Source organism: Arthrobacter agilis, assembly GCF_006494655.1.
GTDB lineage: Bacteria > Actinomycetota > Actinomycetes > Actinomycetales > Micrococcaceae > Arthrobacter_D > Arthrobacter_D agilis.
Genome location: NZ_VHIM01000005.1, coordinates 18,447 through 30,768, shown reverse-complemented (window position 1 = coordinate 30,768; position 12,322 = coordinate 18,447). Strand labels below are relative to the sequence as shown.

Genomic DNA, 12,322 nt, shown 5'->3' with positions numbered 1-12,322 from the left:
TTCCTTTCGTTCTACTTGTTGAAGCCCGCGGTGAGGCCGCTGACGAGCTGGCGGCGTGCCAGCGCGTAGAGGACCACCAGGGGGAGGGTGGAGAGGACGACGGCGGCGAGCACCGCCGGGATGTTGACCGTGAACTCGTCCTGGAAGGCCCAGAGCGAGAGCGGGAGGACCCGCTTGTCGGGGCTCTGGGTGAGGATCAGCGGGAAGAGGAAGCCGTTCCACACGTTCAGGGCGTTGTAGATGGCGATGGTGACCACCGCCGGCCGGACCAGGGGCAGCGCCAGGCGCCACATCATGGTGAACTCCGAGCAGCCGTCCAGCCGCATCGATTCGAACAGCTCCCGGGGGACGTCCCGCAGGAAGTTGGACAGGATCAGCACGGAGATGGGGATGGCGAAGGCGATCGACGGCAGGATCAGCGCCAGCAGGGTGTCGTACAGGCTGGCCCTGGTGATCATGAAGTAGATCGGGATGATGGTCGCCTGCAGCGGGATGGCGAGTCCCAGCAGGAACAGCGTGTGGGCCGACGCGATGATCCGGCCACGGCCCCTCACCACGGCGTACGCCGCCATGAAGGACACGGCCACCGCGGGGATCACGCTCCCGAGGGTCACGATCACACTGTTCACGAAGTACTGGACGAAGTCAGCTTCCAGAACGGTCCGGTAGTTCGCCAGCGTCGGGTCCGTGGGCGGTGCCAGCGGATTCGAGCCGAAGAATCCCGACTGGTTCTTCAGGCTCGTGATGACCACGTAGTAGACGGGAAGGATGATGAGGACGAGCCAGACCCACCCGCCCAGGCCGCCGAGGACGTTGGGGGTCTGCCGTCCCGATCCCTTGCCCGCTGCCTGCTCCTGCCGGGCACCCCCGGTACCGCGGGACGTTCCGGTTTCCGTGACCAAGGCCATGGCTATGCTCCTTCCAACTGGCTTGCGCTGCGGTTCCTGCCGCCGAGCCGCTGCAGGATGAGGGCCAGGCCCAGCCCGATCACCACGAGGATCACCCCGAGGGCACTTGCCGCGCCCATGTCATTGGCCCGGAAGCCCGTGAGGTACATGTGCAGCGGGAGGAGCCTGGTCGCGTAGCCGGGGCCGCCTGCCGTGAGGATGAAGATCAGGTCGAAGTAGGCCAGCGAGCCCAGCACCATCAGGGTGGAGGACGTGATGATGGTGTATTTGAGCTGGGGCAGCGTGATGTGGAAGAACTGCTGCATCCGGCCGGCGCCGTCGATCTGCGCCGCCTCGTAGAACGAGGCCGGGATCTGCCGCACGCCACCCTGGTAGATGAGCGTGTGGAAGGGCACGAACTGCCAGGCGATCACGAAGATGACCACGAAGAGCACCAGATCGGGATTGCCCAGCCAGTTCTGCGCCAGCGCCGGGATGCCGAGGCCCGGACCCATCCCGAAGTTGGGATCCAGCAGCGCCTTGAAGGCGATCGCCACGGCGGCGGAGGAGAGCAGCAGCGGCACGAAGTACAGCACCGCCAGCACCGCCCGGTACCGCTGGCCTCCTGCTGTGAAGACTCCCAGCAGGAGGCTGATCGGTACCTGGACCAGGAGCGAGAACACCATGATCTTCAGCGTGACGACGAGCGCGTTCATCGTCACGCTGTCCGTGAGCGCGGTCTGCCAGCTCTCGAGCCCGGCCCAGGTGATGGCGCCGAGGCCGTTCCAGTTGGTGAAGCTGAGGAAGACCACCCCGAGGAGGGGCACGACGGCGAAGGTCACGAAGAAGACGAGGGCCGGCACCACCATCCAGGCCGAGGGGCCTTCGGTGCGCGCCCCCCGAGCCTTCATCATGGGTTTGGGCTTCAGGACGGTACTCATTCGCCGAGGGTTGCGTTCATGTTCTCGGCGAACTGCTCGGGCGTGATCTGGCCGATGAAGATCTGGTCGAGGTTGGCCAGCATCGCGTCGCCCTGGGCGGGGCTCAGCGCCTGGTCCCAGGAGAGCTGGAAGCTGGGCGCGTCCTGGGCCAGGCCGTAGACGAACTCCACGAAGTCCTTGTCCTCGGAGGCCGCGAGCTGGTCCTCGATGCCGTTGACGGCGGGGACGGCGCCGGAATCGATCATGGCCTGCGTGTACTCCTCGCTGAAGAGTCCGTCCTTCAGGTAGTTCAGCGCCGCGTCCCTCTGCTCGTCGGTGGCATCGGTGGACAGCGACCACATGTTCGCCGGGTTCCCGACGACGTTCTCGGGATCGCCCTCGCCACCCTCCACGGCGGGGAAGGGGACGAACCCGACGGCGTCCGACTCGACGAACTCCGGGGCGTCGTTCTTGAGGTTCTGGTAGACCCAGCCGCCGTGGAGCATCATCGCCGCACGGTCCGTGTAGAGCAGCGCGCTGTCGGCTCCGGCGTCGGCCGCGATCGAGGAGAAGCCGTTCACGAACCCGTCGGCGTCCACCAGTTCCTGGATCTTGGTGAGTGCCTCGATGACCGCGGGATCGGACCAGGCGTCCTCCTCGCCGTCGAGGATGGACTGGAAGACCTCGGGACCGCCGATCCTGTCCACGAGGTAGGAGAGCCACATCAGGTTGGGCCACTTGGACTGCCCGGCGAGCGCGAAGGGCGCTATCCCGGCGTCGTTGAACTGCGGCACCAGGGCCATGAGCTCCTCCCAGGTCTCGGGGGGCTCGGCGCCGATCTGCTCGAAGAGCTCCTTGTTGTAGTAGAGCACCACGGGCTGCATGTTGTTGTTCGGCAGGGCGTAGGTCTTCCCGTCGATCACGCCGTTCTCGAGGACGGAGGGGATGTAGCGGTCCTTCACGTCGGGGTTGTCCGCGAGGAACTGGTCCAGCTCGCTGACGTGGCCGGCGTCCACGTAGGACTTCAGGACCCCGCCGCCCCAGCCGTAGATGAACGTGGGCCCCTCGCCGGCGCCGACGGCGGTGCGGACCTTGGTCTTGTAGGCGTCGTTCGCGAAGAATTCCTGGTTGATCGAGTCGTCCGGGTTCTCCTCGTTCCAGCGCTCGACGGACGAGCGGAAGATGTCCTCGCTGCTGCCCGTCAGGGCCCACATCGAGGGGGATTCCGTGTTGGCCGTGGGATCCGACGGTCCACTGGAACCGCAGGCGGATAGGCTGAGCGCCAGGGTGATGGCGGAGGCTGCGGAGATGAGGCTGGTTCTGGTTCGCATGGTCATCAGTTCTTCCGTTACGTCGACTCAGCCGGAGCAGGACGGCTGGCTGAGGTGGGCAGGTCAACTCCGCGGCTACGCGGTCGCTGACCGCCACGCTGCGGAAGGTGTTCGAAAAGTTTTCGATAACAACAAACTAACAAGAGTAAAGTAACCTGCATCACACCGGGAGGTCAATGCTGCGCAGTACCGGTCGGATAACGAACATGCTGCAGCAGGTCAGGCCAACCCGGCGCGGAAGAACGTATTGCTGGGCCATCAGGACTGCGGAAGGATGTCGAAACATTGTCGGAGACGGAGATACGGGCGCGGGCCACCCTCGCGTCGGTCGCAGCCCTGGCCGGAGTGTCCATCCCCACGGTCTCGAAGGTGATCAACGCGCGGGAGGATGTTGCGCCGGCCACCCGGAAGCGTGTCCTGGACGCACTTCGGCAGTCCGACTACCGGCCGCCCGGCCAGCGCCATGCCCTGGCGCCGTCGCCCTCCACCCTGATCGACGTCGCCGTGGACAGCGTGACCACGGCGTACTACGCCGAGGTCATGGACGGCATCCTCGAGAGCGCCGAGGGCAGCGGTGCGGAGATCGTCCTGTCGAAGACCGGACACACGCATCTCCCGGCGGTCGAGCGCGCAGAGAAGATGCAGGCGCAGGGGCGCCGCGGGCTGCTGCTCGTCACCTCCCGCTGGACACCCCGGGAGATCAGGGAGGTGAAGCAGCGCGGCATCGCCGTCGTCGTGATCGATCCCATCAATCCGCCCGGCCCGGGGGTGGCGAGCGTGGGCGCCACCAACTGGTCCGGCGGGAAGGCGGCCACCGAACATCTCCTCGGACTGGGACACACGCGCATCGCCTTCATCGGTGGGCCCGCCAGCGCGGAGTGCAGCCAGGACCGCGAGCACGGCTACGTCGCTGCGCTCCTCGAGCGGGGCCTCGGGGTGTCGGAGGACTACGTCCTGGCCGGCACGTTCGACTCCGAGACGGGGCGGCGGGGCCTGGATCGGCTCCTGGGCCTGGCCGAGCCGCCCCAGGCCATCTTCGCCTCCTCCGACAGCATCGCGGTGGGGGTGCTCGCCGAGGCCCACGCACGCGGCGTGGCAGTGCCGCGTGACTTGAGCGTAGTGGGCTTCGACGGCACCTACCCGAGCGAGCAGACGTCCCCCCAGCTCACCACCGTGGCACAGCCGCTCCGCGACATGGGCCGGACGGCGGTCCGCGCACTCCTGCGCGAGATCGGCGGCGAGAAACCAGATTCCATGCGGGTCGAGCTCGCCACCCACCTCATCGTCCGTTCCTCGACCGCCCCGCCGTCGGGCGCTGCTTCCTGACGCGGCGCCGTGACGACGCCGCTTCCTGACGCCGCGACGCGACGCAACGCGACGCGACGCGACGACGCTGCTTCCTGACGACGTCGCGACGTCGCCGTGACGGGCCGCCTGCGCGTCAGGCCTCCGGGAGCTTCGCCTTCAGGATCTCGCGGATGTAGTCGCGGTTCATGGCGGTGACACTCAGGCCGTCTCCGCCGTAGTGCTCCACGCACATGGGTCCGTCGAAGCCGCTCTCCACCGCCATGCCGATGGCCTCGCGGTAATTGATGAAGCCGAGGGCCAGCGGGGCCGGCGCCGAGGCATAGGAGCCCGTCGCGGGGTCGTAGTCCCGGAAGTAGTTCTTGAGCTGCCAGTAGTTGGTGTGCGGCAGCATCTTGGTCAGCATCTCCCGCCAGTCCTCCACCTCTCGATGCAGCCGCACGATGTTGCCGATGTCGGGGCAGAGCCCCACGTTGGGCAGGTCCACGGCGGTGACCAGCTGCACGGAGCTGTCCGCCGTGCCGAGGAACGTGCCCTCGTACATCTCCAGGGAGATGCTGACGCCCCGCGCTGCGGCGTACTCGCCGAGGTCGCGGAACCGGGTGGCTGCCTTGTCCCGGTTCTCCTGGGTATCGGCGTCCTCCGCGCCCTCTGCCAGCCAGAACCAGGTGGCCTCCTTCTGCGCGTCCGTGAACGGATCGTGGAGCCCGAGGCAGACCATCGGTGCTTCGAGATCGGCGGCTGCGTCGATGGTCCGCTTCGTGTAGGCGATGTTGCGCTGCGCCTGGTCCTCGTCCGGGGTGATCACGCTCTTGCGGGTGACGGCGATGTCGCTGAAGGCGAGATCGTAGGAGCGGGCCACCGCCAGCAGGTCCTTGCGGCCGTCGCTGTCGAGGTCCGCCGGGCGCACCCAGGAGTCGGTGAGGTCCACGTGGTCGAACCCCGCGGAGCGCACTTCGCGGAGGGTCTGCTTCCAGGCCTCGGCGCCCGCCGTCGTGCGGTCCCGTCCGTCGGCGGTGACGCCGGTGAAATTGAGCAGGGCGGCGCCGATCGGCCAGGTCTCGGGTGTGGGGGTCATGGTGTTCTCCTCGGGGTCGGTGGCGGGAGGGCCGTAGTGGGGTGCGGGCGGTGGAGGACGCGGCGGGCGTCGGGCGACCGGCGTCTCAGGCTGCGAGTGCGTAGACGATCCAGGCCAGGGCGAAGGCCATGAACCCGATCGCCGTGGCGATGACGCTCCAGGTCTTCAGGGTGGTCAGCGTGTCGAAGCCGCAGAACTTCCCGATCAGCCAGAAACCGGAATCGTTGACGTGCGAGAACGTGATGGAGCCCGCGGAGATCGCGACCACGATGGCCGCCAGCGCGATGCCCGAGAGACCAAGCTCCACCACGGCCGGCGCCATGATGGACCCGGCAGTGGTGGCAGCGACCGTCGCCGAACCCTGCGCCACCCGGAAGGCGACGGCGACGAGGAAGCCGGCGAGGATCACGGGCAGCCCCATGGCGTTGAGGCCTCCTGCGATCGTGGAGCCGATGCCGGTCTCCGTGAGGACACGACCGAAGGCGCCACCGGCACCGGTGATGAGGATGATCGAGCACACGGGAGCCAGGGAGTTGTCCACCAGGTCCTCGAGGGCGCCTCCCACCTTGCCGCTCCCCCGACGGGGCCGGATGTAGAGCAGGAACATCGCGAACAGCGTCGCGATGAGCAGGGCAACCGGCGTGTTGCCGATCAGCCGGGAGATCTGGAAGAGCCCGTTCTCCGCGTCGACCGCTCCGTCCGCCTCGAGGGTGGTGAACAGGGTGTTGAAGAAGATGAGGACCAGGGGCAGCAGCAGAACGAAGATGATGGTCCAGAAACCCGGTCGGGGCGTGTCCTCGTCGAGGTTCGCCTGGCCCAGCAGGTTCGGCACGGGCATGTTCGGGTAGCGCTTGGCGATGATCAGGCTCAGCCGATACCCGGCGAGGTACCAGGTGGGCAGCCCCACCAGGAGGGCGATCAGCACCACCATGCCGACATCGGCGCCCATCACGGTGGCGGCCGCCGTCGGGCCCGGGTGGGGCGGCGTCAGCGCGTGCATCATCAGGAAGGCGCCGATGGACGGCAGGACGTACAGCATGAAGGATCCGCCGAGACGGCGGGCGACCGTGTAGATGATGGGCAGCATCACGATGAAGCCCGCATCGAGGAAGATCGGGAAGGCGTAGAAGAGCGAGGCGACGGCCAGCGCGAGCGGTGCGCGTTTCTCGCCGAACCGGCGGAGCATGGCGTCCGCGAGCACCTGCGCGCCACCGGAGATCTCGACGAGCCGGCCGAGCACCGCGCCGAATCCGACGAGCAGGGCCACGTTGCCCACGGTGGTACTGAAACCTGCGATCACCACGCCGATCACGTCACCCACCCCGATACCTGCGGCGAGCGCCGTGAGGACGCTGATGATGATCAGGGCGAAGAACGCGTGGACGCGCAGCTTGATGATGAGCAGCAGGAGGGCGGCGATCGCCAGGACGGCGATCAGCAGGAGCGCCCAGGTGGGCCGCTCCGCGAGCACGAGGGCGTCGGCCGTGGCCGCCGGCACATGGATCTGCATAATGTGAGCACCTTTGATCGCATCGGTGGGCCAGCGCAGCGGGTGCGGAAGCCCTTCTCCGGAGGGGAATGGGCACCACCCTATAGGATATTGGCGACCGCGACAGGAAAATCGTCCCGTCGTCGGGAGCGGCGGACTTTCGGTTGACACCCCCTGCGCGTGGCGTAGATCCTATAGGAATACGGTTCACGTTTTGCCCGCCCTTTGAGGCACGGGCACGAGGTCACCAGACCCCCACAGCACATCAGAGGAGATGCGGCTCATGGCCCAACGTTCAGTGGCAGTTGTCGGTTCGGGATACATGGGTGGAGGCATCGCGCAGGTGCTGGCCCTCGGCGGCGCGCAGGTGGCCCTCGCCGACGTGTCGCAGGAGATCGCCGAGAAGAACCTCGAACGCCTGCTCGGCGAGGCGGAGCGCTTCGTTGCCGACGGGTTGTTTCCCGAGGACGCCGTGCAGCGGCTCCGTGACAACCTGCGGGCAGCCCCGAGCATCGAGGACGCCGTCGCTGATGCCTCCTACATCGAGGAGGCCGTGCCGGAGGTCATCGACATCAAGCACAGCACCCTGCGCCGCATCAGTGACGCAGCGCCCGCCGACGCGGTGATCGGCTCCAACACCTCCACCATCCTCATCGCGACACTGGCCGAGGCGGTCGAGAACCCGGGGCGGTTCCTCGGCGTGCACTTCTCCAACCCCGCGCCCTTCATCCCCGGCGTCGAGGTCATCCCGCACGCCGGAACGACATCGGAGACCATCGAGGTGGCGCGCGGGATCGTGGAGCTGACGGGCAAGAAGGCCGCCGTCGTCAAGGACGTGACCGGGTTCGTCCTCAACCGCCTCCAGTACGCGCTGTTCCACGAGGCGGCGCAGGTCGTCGAGGAGGGCATCGCCTCGGCGGAGGACGTGGACACCCTCGTGCGGACCACGTTCGGCTTCCGCCTGCCGTTCTTCGGCCCCTTCGCCATCGCCGACATGGCCGGGCTGGACGTCTACGCCTTCTGCTACGCGTCCCTGCAGACCTCCTTTCCCGAGCGCTTCGCCACGCCGCAGATCCTCCAGGACCTCGTGGACGCCGGGAAGCTGGGCACCAAGTCGGGCGAAGGGTTCCTCGACATCCCGGCCGAGCGGACGGACGAGCTCGTGGCGTACCGCAACAAGGCCTACGTCGCGATGGCCGGACTGCTCAAGGATCTCGGTCCCAGCCCCGTGGAGGAGTCCACAGCGGAGGACGGCCTGGGCTCGACCACCAGCTGAGGCCGCCCCGCCCGACGCCCCCGATCAGACCACGCCTGGAGAGCCGGACCCATGACCTACCTTGTGAATGATCCCGAGCAGTTCGCCACCGACGCCCTGCGGGGCTACGCCGCGGCGCATCCCGAGCACGTGGTGCTGGCGCACGGCGGGGTGGTGCGCTCCACCGAGACCCCGCAGGGCCAGCCGGCCCTGGTGATCGGTGGCGGTTCGGGGCACTACCCGGCCTTCGCGGGGTGGATCGGCCCGGGTATGGGCCACGGGGCGCCGTGCGGCAACATCTTCTCCTCGCCGTCGGCCTCGCAGGTGTACTCGGTATCGCGTTCGGCCGAGAACGGGGGCGGTGTGATCCTGGGCTTCGGCAACTACGCCGGTGACGTGCTGCACTTCGGGCAGGCCGCGGAGAAGCTCCGGGCGGAGGGCGTGGACGTCAGGATCATCCGGGTGTCCGACGACATCGCCTCCGGTCCTGCCGAGGACCACCGTGACCGGCGCGGTGTCGCCGGTGACCTCGTGGTGTTCAAGATCGCGGGCGCGGCCATCGAGGCCGGAGCCGACATCGACGAGGCCGAGCGCGTGGCCTGGAAGGCGAACGACGCCACGCGGTCCTTCGGCGTCGCGTTCGAGGGGTGCACGCTTCCCGGCGCGGACGGGGCGCTCTTCCACGTGCCCGACGGCGAGATGGCCATTGGGCTGGGGATCCACGGGGAACCGGGCATCCGCGAGGTTCCGCTCGGGACGGGCAGCGAGGTCGCGGACCTGCTCCTCGACGGCGTGCTGGAGGAGGAACCGGAGCGTTCCGACGGCGGCTACCAGGGGCGCGTGGGCGTCGTCCTGAACGGCCTCGGCAGCGTCAAGTACGAGGAACTCTTCCTCGCCTACGGCCGCCTGGCCGAGCGGTTCGCCGAGAAGGGACTCACCGTGGTGGCACCCGAGGTGGGCGAGCACGTCACCAGCCTCGACATGGCCGGCCTGTCGCTCACGGTCGTCTTCCTCGACGACGAGCTCGAACAGTTCTGGCTCGCGCCGGCCGACACTCCCGCGTTCCGCCGCGGAGCTCCGGACTCGACCGAGCGCACGCAACGAACGTCCGTCCACACCCCCGGCGAGGAAGCCATTCCGGAGTCCTCCCCCGAGTCCCGGGAGGTCGCGCAGTCCATCGTGGAGGCCCTCGAGGTCCTGCGGGCCACGGCGTCCGAGCACCAGGAGTACTTCGGGAAGCTCGACGCCGTCGCCGGCGACGGCGACCACGGGCAGGGCATGGCCTTCGGGACGCGCGGAGCGGCGGAGGCCGCCCGGGCGGCTCTCGACAAGGGCGCCGGTGCCCGGACCGTCCTGCTCCATGCCGGTGACGCGTGGGCGGAGGAGGCCGGCGGTACGTCCGGCGCCCTGTGGGGCGCTGCCCTCACCGCCGCGGGCAGCGTATTCGACGACGCCCGCGGCACCACGCCCGACGACGTCGTCCGGGCGCTGCTCACCGGCACCGACGCGATACGTCGCCTCGGTGGCGCCGAGCCCGGCGACAAGACCATGGTCGACGCCATCGTTCCCTTCCGCGAGGCACTCGAGACCGAGTTCCAGGCGTCCTCCGATGCAGCGGAGTCGACCGGCAGGGCGGCCGCCGTGGCCCGCGAGGCCGCCGACGCGACCGCGGACATCACCGCGCGCCTCGGCCGTTCGAGGGTGCTGGGTGAGAAGAGTGTCGGCACACCCGATCCGGGTGCCATCTCCTTCTCCCTGCTGATGGCGGCCCTGGCGGACCACTTCGGTGCGGCCGGCGCGAAGCAGCAGCCGTGACCATCTGGGTCGGCACCAGCTGGAAGATGAACAAGACCCTCGATGAGGCCCGCGACTATGCGCGGGGACTGGTCGCGGGCCTCTCGGGACAGGAGCTCGGCGACGTCCAGCCCTTCGTCATTCCGCCCGCGACGGCGATCGCCGCCGTCGCCGGGATCCTCGCCGACGACAGCAGGGTGCTGGTCGGCGCCCAGAACGCCCACTGGGAGGATGCGGGAGCCTGGACCGGCGAGCTCTCCGTCCCGCAGGTCGCCGACGCCGGCGCACGCCTGGTCGAGATCGGCCACTCCGAGCGGCGAGAGCACTTCGGCGAGACGGACCGGACGGTGCGCCTCAAGGTGGCCGCCACCCTGCGCCACGGACTCACTCCCCTGCTCTGCATCGGCGAACCGGGCGATGTGAAGGACCGCGGCCGCTCCACCCCCTACATCCTCGAGCAGGCATCCCGCGCGCTCGAGGGGCTCGACGACGACCAGCGGGCCCGGGTCCTGATCGCCTACGAACCCATCTGGGCGATCGGCGAGCACGGGCGGCCCGCCACCGTCGAGGAGCTGGCGGAACCGTTCGCCGCGCTCGGGCAGGAGTACGGCGGAGGCGTGGCGGGCCTGCTGTACGGCGGGTCGGTCAGCCTCGACAACGCAACCGACCTGCTGGGTATCGACCACGTCGACGGACTGTTCGTCGGACGCACCGCCTGGGAGCTGGACGGCTATCTTCAGCTGCTCCGCCGAGCCACCGGCTCCTGATCAGCACCACCTGCCATCCACAGAAGGAAGAGGAAGAGGACATGAGCGAGAAGAAAATGCGCATCGTGATCGGTAGCGATGAAGCCGGGCTGGACTACAAGGAGGTCCTGCTCAAGGACCTCGAGGCGGACGAGCGCGTGGAGAGCGTGGTGGACGTCGGCATCTCCCGCTCGGAGAACACCGACTACCCGCACATCGCCGTGGACGCAGCCCGGAAGGTGGAGAGCGGGGAGGCGGACCGTGCCCTGCTGATCTGCGGCACCGGCCTCGGCGTGGCCATCTCGGCCAACAAGGTGGCCGGCGTCCGCGCCGTGACCGCCCATGATTCCTACTCCGTGGAGCGCTCCGTGCTGAGCAACAACGCGCAGGTGCTCTGCATGGGTCAGCGCGTGATCGGCGTGGAGCTCGCCCGCCGCCTCGCGAAGGAGTGGCTCGGCTACACCTTCGATACCTCCAGCGCGTCGGCAGCGAAGGTGGACGCGATCAGCGGGTACGAGAAGCACTGACGCCGGCGCGGGGCCGCCGTCCGCGGCCCCGCCATCTCTCCATCCCGCGTCATGGAGCTGCCCGCTCCCTCCCCGGACGCCCGCGCCTCACTCCCCGTCGGGGAGGATCACCGTCACGCCGGCTGCATCGAGGGCTGCAGCGAGTCCCGATGACGGCGCCCGGTCCGTGATCAGGTAGTCGGCACCCTCGAGCGGGACGATCTGCGCGAAGAGCCTGCGATCGAGCTTGGTCGAGTCGGCGAGGATGGCGGTGCGCTCGGCCCGGCTGATCATCTCGGCCATCATTGCGGCGTCCCCGAGGTTCGAGGTCGAGAATCCTGACGCGTCCACAGCACCGACGGCGATCAGCGCCATGTCGCAGCGGATGTCCATTTCCGGCGTGCTTCCGCTCATGCCGAGGGTCACCGGGCCCGTCGTCGCCTGGGTCAGCGTCCGCACGGCCCCACCGAACATATAGAGGTCACGGAACACGGACGGCGAGATTTCCGCCGGGATCCGGAGGTTGTTCGTGGCGATCGTCAGGTTGCGGTGGTTACGGAGCGCCCTGGCGACGGCCAGACTCGTGGTCCCCGCGTTGATCATCAGCACCGATCCGTCGGCCACGAGATCGACGGCCGCGTGGGCGATCGCCTCCTTCTCCGCCGTCTGCATGCTGAGCCGCACATCGATCTCCCGGTCCCGGCCTGCCCGCTCCGAGGTGCTGACGGCACCACCGTGCGTCCGGATCAGGACGTTCTCACGGTCCAGTTGGTCGAGGTCGCGCCGGATCGTGTCGATGGAGACTGCGAAGTGGGCGGCAAGATCGGCCACCGTCACCCGGCCCACCTCGTCAACATAGGCGGCGAGGTCCGCCTTCCGCCCGGCCGGTAACTGGCGGACGCGCTGCAATTCCTGCGATGTCATGCCCTCATCTGTAACACACGACGGTTCATGCGGCCGAAGAAACAGCATGAAACAGCAATTAATTGCGCTTTCGACGAGCACAAATTG

The 12,322-nt window shown here is 68.4% G+C and carries 11 protein-coding genes; 5 read left to right on the top strand and 6 right to left on the bottom strand.

Translation table 11 applies throughout. The features are described 5' to 3' along the window. Positions 1–11: 11 nt before the first annotated feature. The 3 genes from FJV46_RS08915 to FJV46_RS08905 are packed head-to-tail and all read right to left on the bottom strand — an operon-like array spanning position 12 to position 3,144. Positions 12–908 carry a carbohydrate ABC transporter permease gene (locus FJV46_RS08915; RefSeq protein WP_087027626.1) on the bottom strand — a complete coding sequence of 299 codons (897 nt, stop codon included), beginning with the start codon at positions 906–908 and terminating at the stop codon, positions 12–14. Positions 909–910: 2 nt separating this feature from the next. Continuing rightward, a complete protein-coding gene (locus tag FJV46_RS08910; protein ID WP_232008730.1) occupies positions 911–1,801 on the bottom strand; it encodes a carbohydrate ABC transporter permease in 891 nt (296 codons plus the stop codon). A gap of 23 nt (positions 1,802–1,824) precedes the next feature. Then, entirely contained in the window at positions 1,825–3,144 is a 1,320-nt protein-coding gene (locus FJV46_RS08905) for an extracellular solute-binding protein (RefSeq protein ID WP_179195201.1), read from the bottom strand. Between the two features lie 279 nt (positions 3,145–3,423). Here FJV46_RS08905 and FJV46_RS08900 point away from each other — a divergent pair, with 279 nt between their 5' ends. Beyond that, complete coding sequence (locus FJV46_RS08900; protein WP_232008546.1) at positions 3,424–4,464, top strand: LacI family DNA-binding transcriptional regulator; 1,041 nt, start codon at positions 3,424–3,426, stop codon at positions 4,462–4,464. A 115-nt stretch (positions 4,465–4,579) separates the two neighbouring features. Here FJV46_RS08900 and FJV46_RS08895 read toward each other — a convergent pair whose 3' ends face one another. Continuing rightward, positions 4,580–5,521: a sugar phosphate isomerase/epimerase family protein gene (locus tag FJV46_RS08895; RefSeq protein ID WP_087027622.1), complete on the bottom strand. Its 942-nt coding sequence runs from the start codon at positions 5,519–5,521 to the stop codon at positions 4,580–4,582. 85 nt (positions 5,522–5,606) lie between these two features. After that, positions 5,607–7,031: a GntP family permease gene (locus FJV46_RS08890; RefSeq protein ID WP_087027620.1), complete on the bottom strand. Its 1,425-nt coding sequence runs from the start codon at positions 7,029–7,031 to the stop codon at positions 5,607–5,609. Between the two features lie 262 nt (positions 7,032–7,293). On the opposite strand from FJV46_RS08890, the gene FJV46_RS08885 reads away from it, so the two are divergent. Genes FJV46_RS08885 through FJV46_RS08870 form a run of 4 tightly spaced genes read left to right on the top strand, consistent with a single transcriptional unit; the run spans position 7,294 to position 11,332 of the window. After that, entirely contained in the window at positions 7,294–8,286 is a 993-nt protein-coding gene (locus tag FJV46_RS08885) for a 3-hydroxyacyl-CoA dehydrogenase family protein (RefSeq protein ID WP_087028017.1), read from the top strand. 51 nt (positions 8,287–8,337) lie between these two features. Beyond that, positions 8,338–10,080, top strand: coding sequence for a dihydroxyacetone kinase family protein (locus tag FJV46_RS08880; protein WP_087027619.1), 1,743 nt, complete (start codon positions 8,338–8,340; stop codon positions 10,078–10,080). After that, positions 10,077–10,826 (top strand): triose-phosphate isomerase, encoded by a 750-nt coding sequence (locus FJV46_RS08875; RefSeq protein ID WP_087027617.1) that lies wholly within the window; start codon positions 10,077–10,079, stop codon positions 10,824–10,826. The genes FJV46_RS08880 and FJV46_RS08875 overlap by 4 nt, the downstream gene beginning before the upstream one ends. A gap of 41 nt (positions 10,827–10,867) precedes the next feature. Further along, complete coding sequence (locus tag FJV46_RS08870) at positions 10,868–11,332, top strand: ribose-5-phosphate isomerase (protein ID WP_087027615.1); 465 nt, start codon at positions 10,868–10,870, stop codon at positions 11,330–11,332. An 87-nt stretch (positions 11,333–11,419) separates the two neighbouring features. On the opposite strand, the gene FJV46_RS08865 is transcribed toward FJV46_RS08870, so the two are convergent. Beyond that, entirely contained in the window at positions 11,420–12,235 is an 816-nt protein-coding gene (locus FJV46_RS08865) for a DeoR/GlpR family DNA-binding transcription regulator (protein WP_087027613.1), read from the bottom strand. Between the last annotated feature and the right edge of the window lie 87 nt (positions 12,236–12,322).